Origin of the sequence: Streptomyces sp. ISL-43, from assembly GCF_018614195.1 — a bacterium.
Lineage (GTDB): Bacteria > Actinomycetota > Actinomycetes > Streptomycetales > Streptomycetaceae > Streptomyces.
Genome location: NZ_JAGGOT010000066.1, coordinates 1 through 22535 on the forward strand (window position 1 = coordinate 1; position 22535 = coordinate 22535).

Genomic DNA, 22535 nt, shown 5'->3' on the forward strand with positions numbered 1-22535 from the left:
GACCACACAGGACAAGTTCCACTGCATAGCCTGCGGCCACCTGGCGCACGCTGACACGGTGGGCGCTGTCAACGTTCTACGGGCCGGGCTGGTCCGTCGCGAGCCTCAACCGGCATAGCGAGAAGCCCCCTCATTTATGAGGGGGAGGAGTCACGAACCTCATGACCGACCAGCTGCGCGAGGACGACTCGGTCGCCGTCGTCACCTTCAGCGGCAAGGCCCAGACCCGGCTGCCGATGACCCGCGTCGAAGGCCACCGCGAGCAGATCCACCAGGTCGTCGACGGCCTGCGCACCGCCGATTCCACCAACGTGGAGGCGGGCGTCACCCGCGGGTACGACGTCGCGGTCAAGGCGCTGCGGCCGGGCGCCACCAACCGTGTCGTCCTGCTCTCCGACGCCCTCGCCAACACCGGCGCCACCTCCGCCGACGCCATCTTGAAGCGGATCGCCGAAGCCCGGACCGAGCACGGGATCACGCTGTTCGGCGTGGGTGTGGGCAGCGAGTACAACGACGCCTTCATGGAGCAGCTCGCCGACCGGGGCGACGGACACACCACGTACGTCTCCGACACCGAGGGCGCCCGCAAGGTCTTCTGCGAGGACCTCCCGGCGCAGGTGCAGCTGCGGGCCCGCGACGCCAAGGCGCAGGTCTCCTTCGACCCGCAGAGCGTCGAGCGGTTCCGGCTGATCGGCTACGACAACCGCCGCGTCGCCGACGACGCCTTCCGGGACGACACCGTGGACGGCGGCGAGGTCGGCTCCGGCCACACGGTGACCGCCCTGTACTCGGTACGGCTGCGCCCCGGCGCCGCCGGGCACTTGGCGACGGCGACGGTGCGCTGGCTGGACCCGCGCACCCGGGTGGCGCACGAGGAGTCCGGCCGGGTGGAAGCGGCGGCGCTGTGGGGCGATCTGTGGACCGGGGCGCCGCCGCGCTTCCAGGTCACCGCGGTGGCCGCCTACTTCGCCTCCGCGCTGCGGGAGCGCGACGGCGGCTGGGAGCGGGTGCCGGGCGCGGTTCCGCTGGGGAGCCTGGCCGGGCACGCGGACCGGCTGGCCGGACGCACGGAGGACCCCGCCGTGCGTCAGCTGGCGCAGGCCGTACGCCAGGCCGGGCGCCTCACCGGCTGACGCCCGGAACCGGCCGGGACGTACGCCTACTCCAGCACGGCGGCGCGTACGCACAGGACGTCGGGGAGGTGCTCGGCGAGCAGCTGCCAGCTGTCCCCGTCGTCCTGGCTGGCGTACAGCTCGCCGTTGCGGTTGCCGAAGTAGATCCCGGCCGGATCCGCGTCGTCCGTGCAGAGCGCGTCCCGCAGCACCGTGCCGTAGTGGTCGCCGTCCGGGAGCCCCTTCGACAAGGGCTCCCAGCTGTTGCCCGCGTCCCGGGTCCGGAAGACCCGGCAGCGGTGCTCCGCCGGGACCCGGTCGGAGTCGGCGTTGAGAGGGAAGATGTAGGCGGTGTCCGGCCGGTGCGGATGGGCGGCCACCGCGAAGCCGAAGTCCGAGGGCAGGCCGGCGCCGATGTCCGTCCACCGGGCCCCGGCGTCGTCGCTGCGGTAGACGCCCCAGTGGTTCTGCAGGTACAGCCGGTCCGTGTTCCCCGGGTCCTGGGCGATCTTGTGTACGCACTGCCCGAACTCGGGCTGCGGATCGGGCAGGAACACCGCCGAGATCCCGCTGTTGGACGGGCCCCAGCTCGCCCCGCCGTCCTTGGACCGGAACACCCCGGCCGTGGAGACCGCGACGGTGATCAGGTCCGGGTCGCCGGGGTCGGTGATCACGGTGTGCAGGCCCTCGCCACCGCCGCCGGGCACCCACTTGTCCCGGGTCGGGTGCTCCCACAGCGGCCGGACCAGCTCGAAGGACTCGCCCCCGTCGGCCGAGCGGAACAGGGCGGCCGGCTCGGTCCCCGCGTAGACCACGCCCGGGGCCTCCGGGCCGGCCGGATGCAGCTGCCAGACCCGCTCCAGGGAGGCGCCGGTGTCCTGGGGGAACTTCACGGCGGCCGCGGCGGGCTCCCGCCAGGTCGCGCCCATGTCGTCGGAGCTGAAGACGGAGGGCCCCCAGTGCGTGCTGTCGCCGCCGACCAGGAGTCGGGGTGTGCTCCCGCGCCGGTCGATGGCGACGGCGGAGACCGCCTGGGCGTTGAAATGCGGCCCGTCGAACTCCCACGTGCCGCCGGAGCCCCGGCGGCCGATGAAGAGTCCCTTGCGGGTCCCGGCGAGCAGTACCACGTCGGTCATGGCCGACACCTCCGGACGTCGTTGTCCTGCATGGCAGCTTTTCCGTCAGTCTGCACCCGGCCACTGACAGCGGCCGGTCGGCACGCGCGCGGCCGTCTCGGGTTGTACGGGAGGTCTCGTACTACGAGAGATTTCGTAGTACGGTGATGCTCGTACTTAGCCGCCGATCCCCGGTGCGCGTCCGGTCCCCTCTGGAGAGCCCTCATGAGTGTTGCCCCTGCCGCCTTCGCCGCCCTGTTCCAGCCGTGGACCATCCGCTCGGTCACCATCCCGAACCGGGTGTGGATGGCCGCGATGTGCCAGTACAGCGCCGAGGCGTTCGGCCCTGACGCGGGAGTGGCCCACGACTGGCACTTCGCGCACTACGCGGCCCGCGCCACCGGCGGCACCGGCCTGATCATCCAGGAGGCCACGGCCGTCGCCCCCGAGGGACGGATCTCGCCGTACGACCTCGGCATCTGGAACGACACCCAGGTCGAGGCGCTGCGCCGGATCACCTCCTTCCTGAAGGCCCAGGGCGCGGTCCCCGGCATCCAGCTCGCCCACGCCGGCCGCAAGGCCTCCACCGACCGCACCTGGAAGGGCGGGCGCCCCGTCGGACCCGACGCGCACGGCTGGCGGCCCAGCGCCCCGAGCCCCGTGCCGTTCGCCGAGGGGCACCCGGTCCCGCACGAGCTGACGGCCCAGGAGATCCGGGACGTCGTGGAGCAGTTCGCGGCCGCCGCCCGGCGCTCGCTCGCCGCCGGCTACCAGGTCGTCGAGATCCACGGTGCCCACGGATACCTGATCGGCCAGTTCCTCTCCCCCCACAGCAACCAGCGCACCGACGAGTACGGCGGCTCCTTCGAGAACCGCACCCGTCTCGCCCTCGAAGTCGTCGACGCGGTACGGGCCGTGTGGCCCGTGGAACTCCCGCTGTTCTTCCGGATCTCCGCCACCGACTGGCTGGAGGAGGACGGCTGGACCGCCGACGAGACCGTCCGGCTCGCCGCGCTGCTCCAGGAGCACGGCGTGGACCTGCTCGACGTCTCCACCGGGGGCCTCGCCCCCGGCGTGACGATCCCCGTCGGCCCCGGCTACCAGGTCCCCTTCGCGGCCCGGATCAAGGCCGAGACCACCCTCCCGGTCGCCGCCGTGGGTCTGATCACCGAACCGGAGCAGGCCGAGAAGATCCTGGCCAACGGCGAGGCCGACGCCGTCCTGCTGGGCCGGGAGCTGCTGCGCGACCCGTACTGGGCCCGCCGCGCGGCCGCCGAGCTCGGCGCCGGGATCCGTACGCCCGACCAGTACCACCGCTCCTGGTGAACGGGTGCGGCGCGGGGCCCCGATCCCCGCGCCGCGGCCCATCCGATCGGCTCCGGTCCTACGACGGTTCTCGTACGATGGACCCTGGAACCTGGACCCGGATCACCCGAGCGAGTGGAGTGCGGACATGACGGAACGTGACGCGGCGCGTGTCCTCGCCCACCCGGAGGCCGCCGAGATCCGGCTCGAAGGCGTCCTGCACGCTCTCTCCGACCCGGTGCGGCTCTCCATCGTCCGGGACCTCGCGGCCACGGACGCCGAGCTGGCCTGCTCGTACTTCGAGCTCCCGGTCACCAAGTCCACGACCACGCACCACTTCCGGGTCCTGCGCGAGAGCGGTGTCGTACGCCAGTGCTACCGCGGCACCAGCAAGCTGAACGGACTGCGCCGCACCGACCTGGAGGCGCTCTTCCCCGGCCTCCTCGACCGCGTGCTCGCGGCGGCCGCCGCCGAGGAGGCGCGCGGCCGGGGCTGAGGCGGGGCCCGTCCCGCGCGGGCCCGGGCGGATTCGCGGCGTCGCCGAGGCCCCGCCGTCCCGCCGCCGGCTTCCCGGCTCCCGGCCTCAGTCCGCCCGGTCCGCGGCGCCCAGCAGGCCCGCCCAGTCCGGGATCTTGACGGAGCGTCGGCCCAGCGAGCGCCCGAGCTCGGCCTCCGCCGTCTCGATCGCCAGCCACCCCGGCCACTCCACCGGCCGCAGCCCCGCCGCCCGCATCGTCTCCAGGGGGTCCCCGTCCCGCTCGCGGCGGGCCAGTGCCCCCGCGTCCTGGAGCAGGGAGGACGCCGTCTCCTTCGCGCACGGCCGGTTGGTGCCGATCACCCCGGTCGGGCCGCGCTTGATCCAGCCCGCCACGTACTCGCCGACCGAGGCGCGGCCCGCCCGCACCACCCGGCCCGCCGCGTGCGGGACCGTACCGGTGCGCTCGTCGAAGGGCAGGCCGGGCAGCGGGACGCCCTGGTATCCCACCGAGCGCAGCACCAACTGCGCCGGGACGTCCTCGTGGACGCCCGTCCCGGTGACCCCGCCCCGGCCGTCGGGAGCGGTCCGCTCGAACCGCATCCCGGTGACCCGGCCGTCCGGTCCGCCGAGCACCTCCACCGGGCGCAGGAAGAACCGCAGCGCGATCCGCCGGCCGCCGTCGCCCGCCGGGCCGTTCGCCCAGCCGCGCAGCACCTCCACGTTGCGCCGGTTCACCGCGGGCAGGGCCGCGCCCGGATCCGCGTACGCCGGGTCGATGGCCAGCTCCGCCGGGTCCGCGATCACGTCCACGCCCGGGAGCGTGCCGAGCTCGCGCAGCTCCTTCGTGGTGAACTTCCCCTGCGAGGGCCCGCGCCGGGCCACCATGTGGACCTCACGCACCCCGCTGGCGCCCAGCGCCCCGAGCGCCGCCTGCGGCATGTCGGTGGGGGACAGCTCCGGTTCGCCCCGGGCCAGGATCCGTGTCACGTCGACCGCGACGTTCCCCGCCCCGACCACGATCGCCGAATCCACCCCCGAGAGGCCGAAGGCCTCGGCCGCCGCGTCCGGGTGCCCGCTGTACCAGGCCACGAAGGCCGTCGCGGAGTGCACGCCGACGAGGTCCTCGCCGGGGATGCCGAGCAGCCGGTCCCGGGCCGCGCCGACGCAGTAGACCACCGCGTGGTACAGCTCCAGGAGCCGGGCGGTGGGCAGCTCGGGTCCGCCGACCTCGATGTTCCCGAGGAAGCGGATCCGCTCGTCCTCCAGCACGGTCCGCAGGCTGCCCTGCAGCGACTTGATCTTCTCGTGGTCGGGGGCCACCCCGTAGCGCACGAGCCCGTACGGAGCCGGCAGCCGGTCGAGTACGTCGACCCGTATGCCCGGGACCTCGCGCTGCTGTACGAGTGTCTGGGCGGCGTAGACCCCGCTGGGGCCCGATCCGACGACGGCGATACGAAGCACGGCGGAGCTCCTCCCGCAGGTGTTCCCAGCATGACACCGGGTGCCCGGGCCGTCAGCCCATCGAGCGCATCCGGTGGATCTCGGCGGTCTGGGTGGCCACCACCTCGGTGGCCATCTCCTCGACGGCGACGTTGTTGCCCGAGGCCAGCGCCTCGCCGGCCATCTTCAGCGCGCCCTCGTGGTGGGCGGTCATCAAGGTGAGGAAGAGCCGGTCGAAGTCGGCCCCCGTGGCGTCGGTGAGCTCCTTCAGCTGCTGCTCGGTGGCCATGCCGGGCATCGCCGCGTGGTCGTGGCCGCCCGCGTCCGCGGTGGGCGCCGGGAGGCGGGCCGACCACCGTTCCATCGCGCCGATCTCGGGCTGCTGCGCGGCCGTGATCCGCTCGGCGAGCCGCTTGACCCCGTCGGCCGAGGCCCGGGACGGGGCGAGGGCGCTCATGGCAAGGGCCTGCCTATGGTGCTCGGTCATGTTCCGCACGTACGCTCGATCGGCCGCGTTGGGGCTGTCGTCGGGCAGTTCCCTGGCGGCCTGTTCGGGGGAGATGGTGCGCGCCTTCTCGCCGGGCTTGCCGGGGGCGATCACCGCGGCCGGGCCTCCTTCCGCCCCGTCCGCGCCGCCGTCCTGGCAGCCGGTGAGTGCGAGCAGGAGTCCGGCGGCCAGGGCCGCCCCGACGATTCGCCCGAGTAACACTTTCGCCATGTCCATGCAAAGGACCATACTGCCGGGGTCCGCGTTCCGTTCCCACCACGGGCGGAACCGACAGGACTCATGGGAGGGCACAGTGACCTCGATGCAGACCAGCAGGGCGCGGCGCAGATTCCTGGGGGCGGCCGCAGCGGCGGCCGGCCTACTCACCACGCTCCTGGCGGCCGGACCCGCGGCCGCCACCCCCGACCCGGGCGACTTACTCCCGGGCGTGGGCGCGCCGCGGAGCGCCGCCGCCACCGCGGCCGGCGCGGGCCGGGAAATAGCGCCCGGCGAGATCCCGGGCCAGGACGAGATCGTCCACAGCAAGAACATCAAACACCTGGCGAACATACCGAGCACCGACCCGGCCGGCATCAACTCCGACCTGGCGTTCCAGGGCAAGTACGCCTACGCGGGCAGCTACAACGGCTTCACGATCTACGACATCGGCAACCCGAAGGCGCCGAAGACCGTCACCGAAGTCCTCTGCCCCGGCGGACAGAACGACATCTCGGTCTCCGGGGACCTGCTCTTCCTCTCCACCGACTCCTCGCGCAGCGACGACTCCTGCAACAGCGTCTCGCAGCCCGCCACGGAGAAGTCCTCGTGGGAGGGCATCAAGATCTTCGACATCAAGGACAAGAAGAACCCCAAGTACATCAAGTCCGTCGAGACCGCGTGCGGCTCCCACACCCACACGCTGGTGCCGGGCGGCCGGGACGTCTACCTCTACGTCTCCTCGTACTCCCCGAACGACGCGTTCCCCGACTGCAAGCCGCCGCACGACGGCATCTCGATCGTGAAGGTGCCGAAGAAGAACCCGACGCAGGCCGCGGTCGTCGCCTTCCCGGTCCTCTTCCCGGACGGCGGCAACCCGGGCGGACCCACCAACCCGGGCGTCTCCAAGACCACGGGCTGCCACGACATCACCGTGCTGCCCTCCAGGAACCTCGCCGCCGGCGCCTGCATGGGCGACGGCATCCTCTTCGACATCAGCAAGCCCGAGGAACCGCGGGTCATCGACCGGGTGCAGGACAACGTGAACTTCGCGTTCTGGCACTCGGCCACCTTCAACGAGCGGGCGGACAAGGTGGTGTTCACCGACGAGCTGGGCGGCGGTGGCGGCGCCACCTGCAACGAGGCCACCGGCCCCACCCGGGGCGCGGACGGCATCTACGACATCACCGGCCGCGGTGACCAGCGCAAGCTCGTCTTCAAGAGCTACTTCAAGATCCCGCGCCACCAGGCCGACACCGAGAACTGCGTGGCCCACAACGGCTCGCTGATCCCGGTCGGCGGAGGCCGCGACATCATGGTCCAGGCCTGGTACCAGGGCGGCGTCTCCGTCTGGGACTTCACCGACTCCACCAGCCCCAAGGAGATCGGCTACTTCGAGCGGGGCCCGCTGACCACCGACAAGCTCGGCCTCGGCGGCTCCTGGTCCGCGTACTACTACAACGGGCACATCTACTCGAACGACATCGCCAAGGGCTTCGACGTGCTGCGGCTCGACGACTGGCGCACCGAGAGCGCCAAGTGGGTGTGGATGGACCGGCTCAACGTGCAGAGCCAGCCCGACTACCGCTGACGCGGAGAGGGAAACGTCCCGCCGGGCGGTCCGCCGTCCGGCGGGACTCCCATCTCCCAGTCCAGCCCGTACCGCTGGAACAGTTCCGCCCGCAGCCGCGCCGCCGGCATCGGCGCGCCCGGCAGCAGCACCGCCACCACCGCGCCCATCAGAAGGGCCCGCAGCAGCGGATAGTCGGTCTCCGCGTCCGCCGAGCCGTACCGGACGACGGTGTCCCGCAGCAGCTCCGCGAGCCGCTGCTGCTCCACGCACTGGACGAAACCCTCCGCCTGCAGGATGCCCGCCATGTGCGTCCGCATCAGCCGGTGCTGGTCCCGGGCCAGCCCGAGGATCGCGTCGATCGCGCGCGCGAGGCGCTCCCGGCCGTCGTCCGAACGCGGCTCCCGCTCCAGCGCCGCCTCCAGCGTGAGGTGCATCAGCCGGTGCACGGCGGACTGCAGCAGCTGACGCTTCCCGGGAAAGTAGTACGACACCAGGCCGCGGGCGGCGCCCGCCCTGTCGGCGATGTCGCCGAGCTTGGTGGCCTCGTAGCCACGCTCGGCCACGAGCTCGACCGTGGCCTGCAGCAGCCGCTCCCGGGAACGCCTGCGCAATTCTTCATTGACCGATGCGCTGCGCGGGGACATGCTTGCTCCTGCGTTGACTGGCTTCGAGCCAGTATACTCAGCGCACTGGATCGTCTGTTCGGGGCGACACGGGGGATCGCCCCGAACAGACACCATCCGCCGTCGCGAGCAACACGAGGGCCGCGCCCAGCAGCCAGCCCGCCAGGACGTCCGAGAACCAGTGGACGCCGAGGTAGAGCCGGGTGAAGCCGACCCCGAGGACCGAGACCGCGGCCAGGAGCAGGGCCAGGCCCGGGGCGAAACGCGCGAAGCGGCCCGGGCTGCCGCGCGGGACCAGGCACAGCAGCAGGCCGCAGACCACGGTCGCCGTCATCGCGTGACCGGACGGATAGGCGGCGTACTGCGCCGAGTCGACCGGATCCGGCCACACCGGACGCTCCCGTCCCACCCATACCTTCAGACCCAGCTGAACCGCCGAGGCGGCGAGGGTGACCAGCCCGACCCTCAGCGCACACCGGCCCTCGCCCTTGCGCCACAGCCAGAGACAGGCCGCGGCGGCCAGGGCCCGCATGGTCCACGGATCCCAGAACCAGTCGGTGAGCACCCTCATCAGGTGGGTGGTCCCCGGGTGGGAGGCGGCGTAGGAGTGCAGACTCCGCGCGATCCCCTCGTCGTAGGGCGTGAGCGGCTGCCGGTGGGCCATCACCAGGGCCGTCAGAAGGGCGACGGCGGCGAGCAGTACGCAGCCGAGCCAAGTCCGCCGCGGCCGTACCCGATCGCTCCGCATGCGGTGATCCTCGCACCCGGGGCTCCCTGTTCCCGGCGCCCGCCGCGCGGGACCGCCCGGACGGGACCTACGCCAGCGTGCTCAGGCCCGGCCCGAACGCCACCAGCAGGGGGATCGCCGGAGCCAGCGTCGCCAGCGCGGTCAGCCGCATCCGCCGGACCGCCGGGAGGCGGGGCGCGGCCGACAGCAGCCGCCGGACCCGCTGCGGGACGTGCGCCTGCGGGGCCGGGCAGGGGCCGAAGACCCCCCGGTCCTCGTTCAGGCCGACCAGGGCCAGGGCGATGGTCAGGCGCCCGTACCGCCGCGAGGCCACGTCGTCGGCGGCCAGCTCCACCAGCCGGTGCATCTCCGCCTCGAACGCGGCGAAGACCGGGACCTGCGGGAACCCCCCGGACAGCGCCCGCGAGCAGTGCAGCAGCCAGTCGTGCCGGGCCGCCGCGTGGCCCTGTTCGTGCGCCAGTACGGCGTCCAGCTGGCTCCCCTTGAGCCGGCCCAGCGCCGCCGTCGTGACCACCAGCTGAGGGGTCGGTCCGGGCAGCCACCAGCTGTCGGGACGCTCCCCCTCCAGTACGACGAGCCGCGCCCCCGCGGCCTCCTCGCCGGGCAGCAGCGGGGCCCGCAGCAGCAGTTCGGCGTCCTGCGCGCGCCGCCGGGACCGAGCCCGCATGACCTCCCGGGCCAGCATCGCGCCCGTCCACAGCCCGCCGCCCGCCAGTACGAGGGCGGTGCCGGTGGCCCAGAGGCCGCCCGCGGCGCCGAGCGCGTACGCGTCGACCACACCGCGCGGGGCCGGCGCGAACAGCCTGCCCCGTACCGCCTGCCAGGCGGCGGCCGCGCTCAGCAGCATCGACAGTGCGAAGCACAGGAGCACCGAGCCCACCACGCACTGCCACGCCCACAGGGCGACGACCGGTTCGCGCTCGGTCCATTCGGCCCGGGCCAGCAGGCGGGGCGCGAGCACCGCGGTCAGGGCGCCGAGCAGCAGGAGAACGGCGGGGACCATCATGGACCCAGCCTATGAGCGTGCGCCTACCTGCGGGTACGGTCCCGGTGAAGGGTGACGGAGCACACGTTCGCCCCGCCCGCCGCCGCGCCCGCGCGCGCCCTCACATCGTGAGCAGCATCGCCAACATCCCTATTCCCATGGTCAGTCGGCAGGCCCGGATCACCTCCGCGGGCCCGGTCGGGACACTCGCGCCGCTCACCGTGACCAGCCGGGCCCCGCCCAGCACCACGTACCCGGCGTAGTAGACGAGCAGCAGCCCGGTCAGCAGCGGCAGCCCGGCTCCCTGGCCGTGGCCGGGAGCCTGGCCGTGGCCGGAACCCTGGCCGGCTCCCGGAGCCAGGGACATGTAGACCATCGTCAGCGAGCCCACCAGGTGGTGCGCGTGGTGCGGACCGGCGCGCAGCAGCCACACCGCGTGCAGCGTCGCGCCGCAGAAGACCGCGCCGAGCACCGGCGCCTGCCATCCGCCGCCCGTCCCCAGCGGCAGTGCCATCAGCGCCATGCCGAACCCCATCGCGGCCTCCCCGGCGGCCGCCGGACCGCCGCCGGATCTGCCCGCGCGGCGCAGACAGTACGCGCCGCTCACCGCGCAGAGCAGGACGAGCAGCCAGGCGGAGACGGAGGTGGAGAGGGACATGGCGGGACCGTGCACGGCGGAACCTCCCGGTTCGTCGGCTTCACCGGAAGAGATGCCCCCGTTGTGCGGGCCACACGCCGCCCGAGGTTAGGCTCTGTCGCGCGGGTGTCGGGCGTGCCGTACGCCACCCCGCCCGCGTCCAGCCGTCACCCCGCAGAACGGATCCCCCGATGCACAGCGCCGACCCCCGGGCCTTGAACTTCCGCAGCGCCGTGGAGGCCGATATTCCGGCGCTGGTGGAGCTCGTCGAATCGGCGTACCGGGGCGACTCGAGCCGCGCGGGCTGGACCACCGAGGCGGACTTCCTGGACGGGCAGCGCACTGACGCCGAGGACGTGGCCCGGATCGTCGGGCACCCCGACGGAATGCTGCTCGTGGTGGAGCGCGACGGGGAGATCGTGTCCTGCTGCCACCTCGAACACCGCGGGGACCACGTCTACTTCGGGATGTTCGCGGTCCGCCCCGGCCGGCAGGGCGGCGGACTCGGCAAGGAGGTCATGGCCGAGGCCGAGCGCCGCGCCCGCGAGCAGTGGGCGGCCAAGGAGATGCGGATGACCGTGATCAACGTACGGGAGGAGCTCATCGCCTACTACGTGCGCCGCGGGTACGAACGCACCGGCGAGATGAGCCCCTTCCCTTACGGGGACGCGCGCTTCGGCGTCCCGCTCCGTGACGACCTGGCCTTCGAGCTGCTGGTCAAGTCGCTCTAGTGACCTGGTCCGGAGATCCTGTCGCAGTAGCGGCAGATGCGGTCGATGATCTGGTCGGCGGTCTTGGTCCACTTGAACGGCCGGGCCTCGTCGTTCCAGACCTTGACCCAGTTCTCGAGCGCGGCCTTGAGGTCGTCGAGTGAGCAGAACACGCCACGCTCGAGGCAGCGCCGTTCCAGCTCACCGAACCACCGCTCGACCTGGTTGATCCACGACGAGTACGTGGGTGTGAAGTGCAGCCGGAAGCGAGGGTGCGCCAGCAGCCACTTGTGCACCACAGGCGCTTTGTGGGCGGAGAGGTTGTCGCAGATCACGTGGACCGCCAGGCCGGGATCGGTCTGGCGGTCGATCTCGTCCAGGAAGTCCCGGAAATCGACGGCCCGGTGCTGGGCGGACAGCTTGCTGATCACCTTTCCCGTGGCGGTGTCCAGCGCGGCGAACAGGTCGACAGTGCCGTGCCGGACGTAGTCGAAACTCCGCCGCTCTGGGGTGCCGGGCAGCATCGGCAGGACCGGCGCGGTCCGATCAAGGGCCTGGATCTGCGGTTTCTCGTCCACGGCGAACACCACCGCGTTCGCCGGCGGGGCGAGATAGAGACCGACCACGTCGCGGATCTTGTCGATCAGCAACGGGTCCGGGGAGATTTTGAACGTCTCGGTCCGCCAGGGCTGCAGGCCGAAGGCCCGCCAGATCCGCAGCACGCTGGACGGTGAGATACCCGTCTGCCTGGCCAGTTCCCGTCGACCAGTGCGTGGCCCCCTGCGGTGTCTCCTCGAGGGTGCGGACCACCACCGCTTCCACCTGGGCATCGGTGATGGTCCGCGGAACTCCGGGCCGCGGCTCGTCCGCCAGGCCGTCCAGCCGGTCGCACAGAAACCGGGTCCGCCATCTCGCCACCGTTTTGCGTTCGGTGCTCAGTCGAGCGGCCACCACCGTGTTGTTCCACCCACGCGCGCATGCCAGCACGATCTGCGCCCGTTTGGCCAAGCCCTGCGCGGTCGAACGCCGAGCGGCCCAGTTCTGCAACGTCAGCCGTTCAGCGTCCGACAACACGATCGGTGGCAGCCTGTTGTCGCCCATGACAGCAGCACAGCGCGCCGACACCAGCCCCGTCAGGCAAAGCCCAAAATCTGAAACAGAACACGACTCATGAGGCGAGCCAGGAACTCAAGACCAGGTCACTAGGCCCTGTCGGGCGTGGCCGTGGGCGGCCCCGGACCTCAGGCGGTGAAGCGGCCCGTGGAGCGGATCTCCGGGAAGTCGGTGAGCACGCCGTCGAGTTCGAGGGCCCGCGCGAGGCGCAGCCGCTCCAGCGAGTTGACCGTCCAGCCCGTCACGCGCAGTCCGGCCTCGTGCGCCGCCTCCACGGTGTGCGGGGTGAGGTGCTGGATGTTCAGGGCGATCGTTTCCGCGCCCGCGGCCACGGCCCGGCCGATGGCCGCTCCGGCGTCGGCCGTGCCCTGGTTCACGTAGAGCACGGTGCGCAGGCCCGGCACCAGCCCGGCCGCCTCCACGAGCACCTCGTCGACGAAGGAGGCCACCTCCACCCGCCCGGTCAGATCGCGGCGCAGCAGCAGCTCCGCGAACGGCCTGACGGCGGAGAGCTCGTGGACCTGCACGCGCAGCGGCGCCCGGACCGCGTCGAGGACCTCCTCCAGGAGGGGCACCTGCTGGCCATCTCCGGCGTCCAGCCCGCGCAGTTCGGCCAGGGTCAGGTCGGCGACGGCTCCCGAGCCGTCGGTGGTCCGGTCCACGTCGGCGTCGTGCAGGACGACGAGGGCGCCGTCCTTGCTGAGCCGCAGGTCCAGGGCGAGGACGTCCATGCCGGAACGTTCCGCGCGGACGAACGACCGCAAGGTGTTCTCGGGTTCCACGCCCATGACCCCGCGGTGACCGATGGTGAGGAAAGTCAAGGTTCTCTCGCTTCCGTCGACGGCGGCTCCCCGCGCGGTCGCGGTGTCCCGGCCGGCCGCGCGTGGTCGAGGATCAATGCTAGTGCGCCGCACGGGCGATGGGACCGTCCGTGCGGGCCGACCGGATGCCGTCCGGCCGCATCCCGCCGGACTCGACGGGGCTCCGGAGGCCCGGACGGGGCCCGTCGTGTCACCCGGGGGTGGGCGCGCCCCCACCGCCTTGACGATCCTGCCCGGATCCCGGCCGCGACCCGCCCGGCGCGGAGTCCACCAGGTCATCAGGGTTCTCGAGGTTCTCCAGGTCTGCCAAGAGCGCCCGTGTCAGCTCCAGTTCGGCCAGGTGCTGGCGCTCGCTCCAGCGCAGGGCGAGGACCGGGAACGCCCAGTCCGGTTCGGCGGCCGCCTGCGCCATGGCCTCCCGTACGGCGGCCAGCTCGTGCGTGGTGCGCTCCATGTGCTCGCCCACCATCGCGCGCAGCCGCTCCGGCTCGGCCAGGTGCCCGAGCCAGACCCGCAACAGCAGACCGTGCTTGAGGACCGGGGGGCCGGCCTCGGCGGTGTCGCGGGCCCAGCCGGCCAGTGCCTCACGCCCGGCGGGGGTGATGCCGTAGCGGCGCTTGGCCCGCACCTCCTCGGGCCCCGAGCGCACGGAAGCCGCGTACCCGAGTTCCTCCAGGCGGCGCAGTTCGGCGTAGATCTGGCTGATGGCCGGAGACCAGTAGAAGAAGCGCAGGGAGGAGTCGGCCCACTTCTTCAGCTCGTAGCCGGTGCGCTCCCCCGGGAAGGAGAGGAGACCCAGAACGGCCCACGCGGTCGGTGGCAGCTCTTGCTTCTTCGACGTCTGACTACTAGTCATATTTCGAATTGAAGTGAGACCGGGCACGGGACGCAACCCTGGAGGCATCGTGAAATTCTCCGTGATCTTCGAAGCTCAGCTCGCCGACCCGACCGTGGAACGGGAGCACCAGGTCATCCGCGACTGCGTCGAGCAGGCGGTACTCGCCGAGCGGATGGGGTTCGACCGGATCTGGGCCGTGGAGCACCACTCCTTGAAGTGGTACGCCCACATGAGTGCTCCCGAGATCTTCTTGACCTGGGTGGCGGCCCGGACCAACACCATACGCATCGGGCACGGAGTCGTGTGCATGCCCTTCGCCTTCAACCACCCCGTCCGGGTCGCGGAGCGGGCCGCGATGCTCGACCTGCTGTCCGGCGGCCGCGTCGACCTCGGCGCCGGACGCGGCGGGACCGCGCAGGAGACCTCGCTGTGCGGGGTCGACAAGGACCGCACCACCGCGGAGGTGGAGGAGGCGCTGCGGATCATCGGGAAGGCCTGGCAGGAGGAGGAGCTGGAGTACCACGGGGAGCTCATCGACATCGACCCGCACCCGATCCTGCCGAGGCCGAGCCAGAGCCCGCACCCGCCGCTGTTCCTGGCGTGCAGCCGGGCCGAGACCCTGACGCAGGCCGCAGAGCTGGGCGTCGGGGCGCTGGTGATGGGGTTCGCCGGGCCGGAGTCCATCGCCCGGATGCGCGCCGTCTACGACGCCGCGATCGCGGGCCGCGACGGCGGCCGCTTCGTCTCCACCGCGGTCAACGACCACTTCTCGGTGCTCTGTCCGACGATCGTGCTCGACGACCCCGAGGAGGCGCGCCGGATCGGCGTCCGGGGGCAGCGGTTCTTCGCGCAGTCCATCGGCCACTGGTACGGCGGTGCGGGCATCCCGGACGAGGCGGTGGTGGCGGGCGCCGACGAGGAGGCGGAGATGCGCAAGGCCGCCGAGCAGGTGGTGGCCCGGCTCAACGAGCTGGACATCCCGGTGCGGCCCACGTCCACCGCCACCTTCAACGCCGATCACGCCTACGGGAGCGCGGACGAGGCCATCGCCTACGTCGAGCGGCTGAGGGAGGCGGGGGCCGACGAGGTCATGTGCCTGATCCAGATGGGGACGGTGCCGCAGGAGGCCTGTCTGGAGACCTTGCGCCAGTGGGGCGAGAAGGTCATCCCGCATTTCGCGAACCAGCGGGGCGGGAACGCGTAGGGGCCGCCGCCATGACCGATGTGAACCCCGGGTCCCACGCCGACCCGGCCGGGTCGGCCGGCGCGGCCGACCGGCTCGACCCCGCCGCCCGGCCCTACGCCGACGCGCTGGCGGCCTTCTTCCCCGACCTCGGCGGGAGCGTCACCGACGCCGGCGAGGCGCGCCGGATCCTCGCCGCCCCGCGCGCGACGGTCCCCCCGCCCGCCGTCGGCTCCGTGGAGGACCGGGACGTCCCCGGGCCGGACGGGGCGCCGCCGGTCCCGGTGCGCGTCTACTACCCCGACCCCGAGCGGTGGCCCGGGCCGCGGCCGACCGTGGTGTTCTGCCACGGCGGCGGCTGGGTCCTGTGCGACCTCGACAGCCACGACGCCACCGTCCGGACCCTGTGCCGGGCCTCCGGCGCCGTCTTCGTCTCCGTGGACTACCGCCGGGCCCCCGAGGACCGCTTCCCCGCCGCGGTCCACGACGCTTACGCCGCCCTGTGCTGGGCGGCCGCGCACGTCACCGAACTGGGCGGCGACCCGGCCGCCCTGGTGGTGGCCGGGGACAGCGCCGGCGGGAACCTCGCGGCCGCCTCGCTGCTGCTGGCCCGGGAGCGCGGGGGACCGGCCGTCGCGCTCCAGGTGCTCGTCTACCCCTGTCTGGACGCCGGGCAGGACACCGGCTCCTACCGGAGCAACGGGGAGGGCTACTTCCTGACCGCGGCGCACCTGCGCTGGTTCTGGGAGCAGTACCTGGGCCCGGACGGCGACGGAGGCCATCCGCTGGCCTCCCCGCTCGCCGCCGACCTGCGGGGACTGCCGCCCGCGCACGTGGTGGTCGCCGGGTGCGATCCGCTGCGGGACGAGGGCGAGGCGTACCACCACCGGCTGATCGGGAGCGGGGTTCCCTCGGTCCTCGACTCCCACCCCGGGATGTTCCACGGGTTCCTCGCGCTGGCCGGCGTACTCCCACAGGCACGCGAAGTCCTGGCGCGGCTGGCCGAAGTCATCGACTCCACGCATAAGAACGGGAAGAATTTCGGTGACACTGGGGGTGACGCAGGATAATTTCCCGGATCTCCTCTTGAACAGGAGACCCTCACATGCATACGCTGCCTTGACGTGAGGTTCTCCTGTGGAGGAAGTGACATGACGGAAACTCTTGTGCCGGGTATCGGCGGCGCCGTGATAACCGCCGGTGTACGGGTGGTGGACCACCCGGCGTGGCCCGAGCTCAAGGCCGCCGTGGAGGAGATCCGGCCCTGGCAGTCGGCCGACGGCTCCATCGACTTCGACGCGGAGGGCGCGCCCTCCCGCGCCGCCGCCGAGGTCGCGGTCGAGCGCGTGATCGCGGGCGTCGAGGCGCTGTCCCCGCTGCTGCCGCACGGGGGCGCGTACCACCGTGCCCTCGTCGCCGACCTGCGCAAGTGGGCCGCCGACGGCTTCGTCGTGCCGGACTTCCTCGACTCCCTGCTGGCCTTCCACCCGGCGGCCGACCGCGCCGACGGGCTCCAGCACCTCGTGGTCTTCCCCATGTACACGCAGAACGGCAACCCGGACCGCAACCTCGAGGCCGTCGTGCTGAAGATGGTCTGGCCCGAGTGGCTCGCCGAGCTGGAGCGCACCCGGTACGACAACCCGCTCTTCCTCGGCATCACCCTGGAGGACTTCACCCCGGGTTACGACACGCACTCCGCCGTGCTCTTCCCGGAGACCATCGCGGTCCGCGAGGCCCCCGAGCGCTTCACCTGGGGCGGGATCTTCTGCGACCGCGAGGCCGCCCGCTACCGCAAGGTCACCGAGGCCGCCGTCGACATCCTCGGCATCGAGCTGCCCGAGGACATCGCCCGCATGGTCGAGGACCAGGAGCGCTGCGAGAAGGCCTTCGTCCTGTGGGACATGGTCCACGACCGCACCCACAGCCACGGCGACCTGCCGTTCGACCCCTTCATGATCAAGCAGCGCCAGCCGTTCTGGATGTACGGCCTCGAAGAGCTGCGCTGCGACCTCACCGCCTTCAAGGAGGCCGTGAAGCTGGAGTCCGAGGGCAACGAGCACGGCCGTGACGTGCAGTACGCCGTCCTCTTCGACCGGATGTTCCGCTTCCCGGTGTCCGGCGACCGCAACCGCAACTACGACGGCCTCGGCGGCCAGCTCCTCTTCGCGTACCTCCACAAGCACGACGTGGTGCGCTGGACGGACAACAAGCTGAAGATCGACTGGATGCGGGCCCCGCAGGTCACCAACCAGCTGTGCGCGGAGATCGAGGAGCTCTACCGCGCCGGGATCGACCGCCCCAAGCTCGTACACTGGTTCAAGGCCTACGAGCTGGTCTCCGGGTATCTCGCCCCCCACCCGGGATCCCGCTGGGCCAAGGGCCCCGACGCCCTGGACCTGACGCAGCCGCCGCGCAAGCTCGTGGACGACGTGCTTCCGGACGAGTTTCCGCTCAGCATGTTCTATGAGGCGCTCGCCAAGAAGCTCAAGGGTGTGATCGCCTCCACGAAGGGCATCACCGCTCTGAACTCTGACGACGCACAGCGAGTGGCCGCGTGAGCACTCGCCCTCAGGAGGCTGCACCGATGAACGGCTCCGGGAACGGCAACGGAAAGCTTCATGGAGCGGTAGTGGCGGTGGCCGGGGCCGGCGGGCCCGCCGGCCGCGCCACCCTGCTCCGCCTGGCCGAGGCGGGCGCCGTGGTCGTCGCGTCCGACGCCGATCCGACACGCCTCGCCGAAGCGGTGGACGCGGCGCGCTACGCCCACGGTGGAGCCACCATCACCGGTGACACCGTGGACCTGCTCGACCTGGCCGCCACCAAGGCCTGGGCCGAGCAGATCGAGAAGGAGTTCGGCCGGATCGACGGCGTGGTCCACCTCGTCGGCGGCTGGCGCGGCAGCACCACCTTCACCGACACCGACCTCGCGGACTGGGACTTCCTGGAGAAGCTCCTCATCCGCACCGTCCAGCACACCTCGCTCGCCTTCCACGACGGACTGCTGCGCAGCGACCGCGGCCGCTACGTCCTGGTCAGCCAGTCCGGCGCGCACAAGCCGGTCGCCAACAACGCCGCCTACAACGCGGGCAAGGCGGCCGCCGAGGCCTGGACGCTGGCGATGGCCGACTCCTTCCGCAAGGCGGGGGGAGAGGACGGTCCCGGGGCCGCGGCTGCGATCCTGGTCATCAAGGCACTGGTGCACGACGCGATGCGCGCCGAGCGTCCCACTGCGAAGTTCGCGGGCTTCACCGACGTCAAGGAGCTGGCCGAGGCCATCGCCGGCGTATGGGAGCGGCCCGCCTCCGATGTGAACGGACAGCGTCTGTGGCTCACTCCGCAACCGTGAGGACCGCGATCAGGAAGTCCGAAGCGAAGACCGACGCCCGCCGGCACCACGACCCGGCGGTGCGCGGCTTCGCCAGCGACAACTACGCCGGGGTGCATCCGGAGATCCTGGCGGCCATCGCGCTGGCCAACGGCGGCCACCAGGTCTCCTACGGCGACGACGAGTACACCGAGCACCTGCAGCAGATCTTCCGCAGCCACTTCGGCACGGACGCGCAGGCCTACCCGGTCTTCAACGGCACCGGCGCCAACGTGACGGCCCTGCAGGCCCTCACCGACCGCTGGGGCGCCGTGATCTGTGCCGAGACCGCACACATCAACGTCGACGAGGGCGGCGCGCCCGAGCGTATGGCGGGCCTCAAGCTGCTCACCGTACCGACCCCGGACGGCAAGCTCACCCCCGAGCTCATCGACCGGCAGGCGTGGGGCTGGGAGGACGAGCACCGGGCGATGCCGCAGGTCGTCTCGATCACCCAGAACACCGAGCTCGGCACGGTCTACACCGTGGACGAGATCCGGGCCATCTGCGAGCACGCGCACGGCAAGGGCATGAAGGTCCACCTCGACGGCGCCCGGATAGCCAACGCCGCGGCCTCGCTCGACGTGCCGATGCGCAGCTTCACCAACGCGGTCGGCGTGGACGTGCTGTCCTACGGCGGCACCAAGAACGGGATGATGGCCGGCGAGGCCGTCGTCGTGCTGAACCCGGACTCCGTCCGGCAGCTGAAGCACATCCGCAAGATGTCGATGCAGCTCGCCTCCAAGATGCGCTTCGTGTCGGTGCAGCTCGAAGCGCTCCTCGCGAAGGACCTGTGGCTGCGCAACGCCCGCCACGCCAACGCGATGGCGCAGCGGCTGGCGGCCGGCGTGCGCGAGACCGACGGGGTGGAGATCCTCTACCCGGTGCAGGCGAACGCCGTGTTCGCGCGGCTTCCGCACGACGTGACGCGACGGCTCCAGGAGCGCTACCGCTTCTACTTCTGGGACGAGATCGCCGGCGACGTCCGCTGGATGTGCAGCTACGACACCCAGGAGGAGGACGTGGACGGCTTCCTCCAGGCCCTCAAGGAAGAGCTGGCCCGCTAGCTCCGGAGCGTCGTACATCCGCCGTGAATAGGTAGTGCCATAAATCTATAGGCATGCAGAGTGTTGCATGAGTATGCTCCTGGATCATGGAACTGATCCAGGAGCATACTGACCTTGCCGCCTATCTGGCCGCCGACGAAGCGGTCGATCACGGCCACCCACTCGTCCAAGAGACCGCCGACGCCTTCTGGGCGGCCACGGGCGATGCATATTCATACGCCAAAGTGGCCTTCGAGTTCGTCCGCGACACCATCCCGCACAGCGCCGACTCCGGCGACGACCGCGTCTCGTGGCGTGCCTCCGAGGTCCTGAGCACGCGCAACGGCATCTGCTACGCCAAGGCCCACGCGCTCGCCGCCCTGCTGCGCGCCCGCGGCATCCCGGCCGGCCTCTGCTACCAGCTCCTCGGCGACGACGACGGGTCGAACCTGGCGGTCCACGGCCTCGTCGCGCTGCGCCTGCCCGGCAGCGCCGCCTGGGCCCGGGTGGACCCTCGGGGCAACAAGCCCGGTGTCGACGCCCAGTTCACCCTCGACCGCGAGCAACTGGCCTTCCCGGTCCGCCCCGAGCTCGGCGAGGTCGACTACCCCGAGCTCTACGCCGCACCGCACCCGGCCACGCTCAAGGCGCTCCAGGAGTCCGCGGACCGGCCGCAGTTGTGGCGGAACCTGCCGACTGCCCTGTAGCGGCCGGGGCGGCGGCCGCTTCCGGTACGGGGCCGCGTGCCGGGCCGCGTGCCGTCACCAGGGTGTGCAGCAGGGCGGCGGCCAGCTGCAGGGCGGCGATCGCGAGCACCAGGATCCACGGCGGCGCGGCGGCCGCGAGCCCCACGAGGGCGGCGCCCGTCGACGCGGCCGTCACCTTGAGCCCGGCGCCGAGGGTGAACACCTGGGTCCGCACCCCGTCGGGCGCGAACTCCGAGCGGATCCGCAAGGTGGCCGTCAGCAGCGGCCCGTCGCACACCCCGGCGGCCGCGAACGCCGCCGCGGTGAGGGCGACGGACGGGGCGAACGCGGCGGCCGTCAGCGCCACCCCGGTCGCCGCCATGGCCCAGCGGGCCAGCCGGCCCGGCGGCACGGCCGTGATCCGGCCCAACGTCAACGAGCCGGTCAGGGCGCCCAGGGCGAACGCCGTCATCAGCACCCCGCCGCCGCCCGGGCTGCCGAGCGTGGTGGCCAGCAGCACCGAGGTGGTGGTGAGCGCCCCGATGCCCACGAAGGCCAGGGTCGTGGCTGAGGTGACCGCCCGCAGTTCGCGGACCCGCCACAGGGCGGCGAGCCCGGCCCCGAGCCCGGCCCGGGGTGCGCCCTGGCCGGGGCCCGGGTCCGGCTTTCCGTACGGAAGGGTCGCCGCCAGCGCCGCCGCCACCGCGCCGGACGCGGCCAGGAGTCCCATCGCGGGCCCGGCCGAGCCGAAGGCCGCGACCAGGCTGACGGCCGCCGGAGCGGTGACCGCGGCGCCGTTGTAGGTCGACGCGTCCCATCCGTACGCCCGGTCGCGCGCGGGACCGGCCGGCACCAGCCCCGCCACCAGGCTGGACAGCCCGCCCGTCACCATCGGCCCGCAGGAGCCGCCGAGCACCGCCACCACCAGCACCACCGGCGTCGGCGCCCGCCCGAGCAGTACGGCCAGGGCCGCCACGGCCGTGGTGAATCCGGCCAGGGCGCCCACCTGGAAGAGCCGTGGCCGGCGCGACCTGGCCGCGGCGGCGCCCGCGAGCGGAGCCGCCAGCACGTGCGGTGCCAGCCAGGCGGTCAGCACGAACGCGCCGTGCGCCGCGCTCCCGGTGCGCTGCAGGGCGAGCAGCACCACCGCCATGCCCATCCCCTCGGAGGCGAACCGCGCGGCCAGCGCGGCGGCCAGGTACCGTCCGAGCCCCTGCATCCCAGGCCCCTCTCGCGATGTAACGTGATGGAGGAGCAAGACGTTACGTCCTTTGGGTGTAGGGCGAAAGGATCGCGGGATGGCCGACCCCGCGCCGGGATTGCCGGCGGCCCAGCGGCTGATCGAGCTCGCCGAGGCCGTCCGCGTGGCGCCCGAACTGCCCCGTGCCGAAATCGCGTTGCTGCTCGCGCGGCACGGGGAGAACCCCGGCGACCTCACCGGCCGGGCGTTCACCGAGGCCGACGCGGCCGCGCTGCGCGCCGCTGCCCGGCGGATGGGGGAGGTGCTCGGGGAGAGCGGAGAGGACCGCGCAGCGCGGGCCCTCAACGCCCTGTTCGAGGAGTACGGCACCCGTCCCCGGCTCACCCGGCACGACGGCCACCCCTGGCACCTGCACGTGGACCGGGGGGAGGGCGCCGGCTGGGACGGCTGGTTCCTCGCCTCGGGCGCGCTGGTGCTGGCCGGTCTGCTCACCGAGTACGGGCGGGTCGCCTGGGGCGCCTGCGTCGCCGAGGGCTGCGGCCGCTACTTCCTCGGCACCGGGCCCGGCAGTGCCCGCCGCTACTGCTCCACCACGTGCGCCACGCGGGCCCGGGTCGCCGCCCACCGGCGTCGGAAGCGGGCCGGCGGGGCGCGCTGACGGCGGGTTTCGGTCAATAGGAAACCTTCCTGTCTGACATCGTTGTCAGCTTGGCATGCGCATGAGTATCTTCGGCCGCAGGAATCCCCCCACGGACCCTCCGCAGGACCCCCCACCTCCGACCGGAAGGCGCTTCATGCGTTACGGAGTCCCCGCCGGGCTGGTCGCGACGGCCCTAGGCCCAATGCTGGTGATT

At 72.3% G+C, this 22535-nt stretch carries 22 protein-coding genes and 1 pseudogene; 12 read left to right on the top strand and 11 right to left on the bottom strand.

Going from position 1 to position 22535, the window contains the following annotated elements; all coding sequences use genetic code 11:
* Window positions 1–161 precede the first annotated feature (161 nt).
* A complete protein-coding gene (locus J7F03_RS33160) occupies window positions 162–1133 on the top strand; it encodes a YfbK domain-containing protein (protein ID WP_214956105.1) in 972 nt (323 codons plus the stop codon).
* 26 nt (window positions 1134–1159) lie between these two features.
* Here the strand turns inward: J7F03_RS33160 and J7F03_RS33165 are convergent, their stop codons facing one another.
* Complete coding sequence (locus tag J7F03_RS33165; protein WP_214956106.1) at window positions 1160–2248, bottom strand: sialidase family protein; 1089 nt, start codon at window positions 2246–2248, stop codon at window positions 1160–1162.
* A 204-nt stretch (window positions 2249–2452) separates the two neighbouring features.
* Between J7F03_RS33165 and J7F03_RS33170 the strand changes: the two genes are divergently transcribed.
* Window positions 2453–3553 carry an NADH:flavin oxidoreductase/NADH oxidase gene (locus J7F03_RS33170; protein WP_214956107.1) on the top strand — a complete coding sequence of 367 codons (1101 nt, stop codon included), beginning with the start codon at window positions 2453–2455 and terminating at the stop codon, window positions 3551–3553.
* Window positions 3554–3680: 127 nt separating this feature from the next.
* Window positions 3681–4028: a helix-turn-helix transcriptional regulator gene (locus J7F03_RS33175; RefSeq protein ID WP_214956108.1), complete on the top strand. Its 348-nt coding sequence runs from the start codon at window positions 3681–3683 to the stop codon at window positions 4026–4028.
* 87 nt (window positions 4029–4115) lie between these two features.
* Here J7F03_RS33175 and J7F03_RS33180 read toward each other — a convergent pair whose 3' ends face one another.
* Window positions 4116–5471 carry an FAD-dependent oxidoreductase gene (locus J7F03_RS33180; RefSeq protein WP_214956109.1) on the bottom strand — a complete coding sequence of 452 codons (1356 nt, stop codon included), beginning with the start codon at window positions 5469–5471 and terminating at the stop codon, window positions 4116–4118.
* A gap of 52 nt (window positions 5472–5523) precedes the next feature.
* Window positions 5524–6174, bottom strand: a complete 651-nt coding sequence (locus tag J7F03_RS33185; RefSeq protein WP_214956111.1) for a DUF305 domain-containing protein — start codon at window positions 6172–6174, stop codon at window positions 5524–5526.
* Between the two features lie 85 nt (window positions 6175–6259).
* Here J7F03_RS33185 and J7F03_RS33190 point away from each other — a divergent pair, with 85 nt between their 5' ends.
* A complete protein-coding gene (locus J7F03_RS33190; RefSeq protein WP_251072874.1) occupies window positions 6260–7744 on the top strand; it encodes a hypothetical protein in 1485 nt (494 codons plus the stop codon).
* On the opposite strand, the gene J7F03_RS33195 is transcribed toward J7F03_RS33190, so the two are convergent.
* From J7F03_RS33195 to J7F03_RS33210, 4 genes are all read right to left on the bottom strand, one after another.
* On the bottom strand, window positions 7735–8370 hold the full coding sequence (locus J7F03_RS33195; protein WP_214956115.1) for a TetR/AcrR family transcriptional regulator: 636 nt from the start codon (window positions 8368–8370) through the stop codon (window positions 7735–7737). The two genes, J7F03_RS33190 and J7F03_RS33195, sit on opposite strands and share 10 nt — an antisense overlap.
* Before the next feature lie 37 nt (window positions 8371–8407).
* A complete protein-coding gene (locus J7F03_RS33200; RefSeq protein ID WP_214956117.1) occupies window positions 8408–9097 on the bottom strand; it encodes a phosphatase PAP2 family protein in 690 nt (229 codons plus the stop codon).
* A gap of 67 nt (window positions 9098–9164) precedes the next feature.
* Complete coding sequence (locus tag J7F03_RS33205; RefSeq protein WP_214956118.1) at window positions 9165–10103, bottom strand: M56 family metallopeptidase; 939 nt, start codon at window positions 10101–10103, stop codon at window positions 9165–9167.
* A gap of 100 nt (window positions 10104–10203) precedes the next feature.
* Window positions 10204–10740: a DUF5134 domain-containing protein gene (locus tag J7F03_RS33210; protein ID WP_214956120.1), complete on the bottom strand. Its 537-nt coding sequence runs from the start codon at window positions 10738–10740 to the stop codon at window positions 10204–10206.
* Window positions 10741–10910: 170 nt separating this feature from the next.
* Here J7F03_RS33210 and J7F03_RS33215 point away from each other — a divergent pair, with 170 nt between their 5' ends.
* Window positions 10911–11450, top strand: coding sequence for a GNAT family N-acetyltransferase (locus J7F03_RS33215; RefSeq protein WP_214956122.1), 540 nt, complete (start codon window positions 10911–10913; stop codon window positions 11448–11450).
* Here the strand turns inward: J7F03_RS33215 and J7F03_RS33220 are convergent.
* From J7F03_RS33220 to J7F03_RS33230, 3 genes and pseudogenes are all read right to left on the bottom strand, one after another.
* Window positions 11447–12530: pseudogene (locus tag J7F03_RS33220) on the bottom strand (IS630 family transposase). The gene J7F03_RS33215 and the pseudogene J7F03_RS33220 overlap by 4 nt on opposite strands.
* Window positions 12531–12670: 140 nt before the next feature.
* Window positions 12671–13363 (bottom strand): glycerophosphodiester phosphodiesterase family protein, encoded by a 693-nt coding sequence (locus tag J7F03_RS33225; RefSeq protein WP_214956124.1) that lies wholly within the window; start codon window positions 13361–13363, stop codon window positions 12671–12673.
* Window positions 13364–13553: 190 nt separating this feature from the next.
* On the bottom strand, window positions 13554–14219 hold the full coding sequence (locus J7F03_RS33230) for a PadR family transcriptional regulator (protein ID WP_214956125.1): 666 nt from the start codon (window positions 14217–14219) through the stop codon (window positions 13554–13556).
* A 49-nt stretch (window positions 14220–14268) separates the two neighbouring features.
* Here J7F03_RS33230 and J7F03_RS33235 point away from each other — a divergent pair, with 49 nt between their 5' ends.
* The 6 genes from J7F03_RS33235 (at window position 14269) to J7F03_RS33260 (ending at window position 20501) form a co-directional block, all read left to right on the top strand.
* Window positions 14269–15405 carry an LLM class flavin-dependent oxidoreductase gene (locus J7F03_RS33235; RefSeq protein ID WP_214956127.1) on the top strand — a complete coding sequence of 379 codons (1137 nt, stop codon included), beginning with the start codon at window positions 14269–14271 and terminating at the stop codon, window positions 15403–15405.
* A gap of 11 nt (window positions 15406–15416) precedes the next feature.
* Window positions 15417–16454, top strand: a complete 1038-nt coding sequence (locus tag J7F03_RS33240) for an alpha/beta hydrolase (RefSeq protein ID WP_214956129.1) — start codon at window positions 15417–15419, stop codon at window positions 16452–16454.
* 81 nt (window positions 16455–16535) lie between these two features.
* On the top strand, window positions 16536–17942 hold the full coding sequence (locus J7F03_RS33245; protein ID WP_214956130.1) for a DUF6421 family protein: 1407 nt from the start codon (window positions 16536–16538) through the stop codon (window positions 17940–17942).
* A gap of 26 nt (window positions 17943–17968) precedes the next feature.
* Entirely contained in the window at window positions 17969–18730 is a 762-nt protein-coding gene (locus tag J7F03_RS33250; protein WP_214956133.1) for an SDR family oxidoreductase, read from the top strand.
* Window positions 18709–19815, top strand: coding sequence for a low specificity L-threonine aldolase (locus J7F03_RS33255; protein ID WP_374104425.1), 1107 nt, complete (start codon window positions 18709–18711; stop codon window positions 19813–19815). Before J7F03_RS33250 ends, J7F03_RS33255 begins: the two co-directional genes overlap by 22 nt.
* Before the next feature lie 86 nt (window positions 19816–19901).
* Entirely contained in the window at window positions 19902–20501 is a 600-nt protein-coding gene (locus J7F03_RS33260) for a transglutaminase domain-containing protein (RefSeq protein WP_214956134.1), read from the top strand.
* Here J7F03_RS33260 and J7F03_RS33265 read toward each other — a convergent pair.
* The gene (locus J7F03_RS33265) at window positions 20437–21699 is read right to left on the bottom strand and encodes an MFS transporter (protein WP_214956135.1); all 1263 of its coding nucleotides are present in this window, start codon (window positions 21697–21699) and stop codon (window positions 20437–20439) included. The two genes, J7F03_RS33260 and J7F03_RS33265, sit on opposite strands and share 65 nt — an antisense overlap.
* A gap of 79 nt (window positions 21700–21778) precedes the next feature.
* Here J7F03_RS33265 and J7F03_RS33270 point away from each other — a divergent pair, with 79 nt between their 5' ends.
* A complete protein-coding gene (locus J7F03_RS33270) occupies window positions 21779–22339 on the top strand; it encodes a CGNR zinc finger domain-containing protein (RefSeq protein ID WP_214956136.1) in 561 nt (186 codons plus the stop codon).
* Window positions 22340–22535 lie beyond the last annotated feature (196 nt).

Coding starts and splice junctions, on each gene's coding strand:
- J7F03_RS33190 (WP_251072874.1), top strand. CDS start 6,260: ATGCAGACCAGCAGGGCGCGGCGCAGATTCCTGGGGGCGGCCGCAGCG.
- J7F03_RS33260 (WP_214956134.1), top strand. CDS start 19,902: ATGGAACTGATCCAGGAGCATACTGACCTTGCCGCCTATCTGGCCGCC.
- J7F03_RS33240 (WP_214956129.1), top strand. CDS start 15,417: ATGACCGATGTGAACCCCGGGTCCCACGCCGACCCGGCCGGGTCGGCC.
- J7F03_RS33270 (WP_214956136.1), top strand. CDS start 21,779: ATGGCCGACCCCGCGCCGGGATTGCCGGCGGCCCAGCGGCTGATCGAG.
- J7F03_RS33160 (WP_214956105.1), top strand. CDS start 162: ATGACCGACCAGCTGCGCGAGGACGACTCGGTCGCCGTCGTCACCTTC.
- J7F03_RS33185 (WP_214956111.1), bottom strand. CDS start 6,174: ATGGACATGGCGAAAGTGTTACTCGGGCGAATCGTCGGGGCGGCCCTG.
- J7F03_RS33205 (WP_214956118.1), bottom strand. CDS start 10,103: ATGATGGTCCCCGCCGTTCTCCTGCTGCTCGGCGCCCTGACCGCGGTG.
- J7F03_RS33245 (WP_214956130.1), top strand. CDS start 16,536: ATGACGGAAACTCTTGTGCCGGGTATCGGCGGCGCCGTGATAACCGCC.
- J7F03_RS33195 (WP_214956115.1), bottom strand. CDS start 8,370: ATGTCCCCGCGCAGCGCATCGGTCAATGAAGAATTGCGCAGGCGTTCC.
- J7F03_RS33230 (WP_214956125.1), bottom strand. CDS start 14,219: ATGACTAGTAGTCAGACGTCGAAGAAGCAAGAGCTGCCACCGACCGCG.
- J7F03_RS33170 (WP_214956107.1), top strand. CDS start 2,453: ATGAGTGTTGCCCCTGCCGCCTTCGCCGCCCTGTTCCAGCCGTGGACC.
- J7F03_RS33265 (WP_214956135.1), bottom strand. CDS start 21,699: ATGCAGGGGCTCGGACGGTACCTGGCCGCCGCGCTGGCCGCGCGGTTC.
- J7F03_RS33210 (WP_214956120.1), bottom strand. CDS start 10,740: ATGTCCCTCTCCACCTCCGTCTCCGCCTGGCTGCTCGTCCTGCTCTGC.
- J7F03_RS33250 (WP_214956133.1), top strand. CDS start 17,969: ATGAACGGCTCCGGGAACGGCAACGGAAAGCTTCATGGAGCGGTAGTG.
- J7F03_RS33200 (WP_214956117.1), bottom strand. CDS start 9,097: ATGCGGAGCGATCGGGTACGGCCGCGGCGGACTTGGCTCGGCTGCGTA.
- J7F03_RS33175 (WP_214956108.1), top strand. CDS start 3,681: ATGACGGAACGTGACGCGGCGCGTGTCCTCGCCCACCCGGAGGCCGCC.
- J7F03_RS33165 (WP_214956106.1), bottom strand. CDS start 2,248: ATGACCGACGTGGTACTGCTCGCCGGGACCCGCAAGGGACTCTTCATC.
- J7F03_RS33215 (WP_214956122.1), top strand. CDS start 10,911: ATGCACAGCGCCGACCCCCGGGCCTTGAACTTCCGCAGCGCCGTGGAG.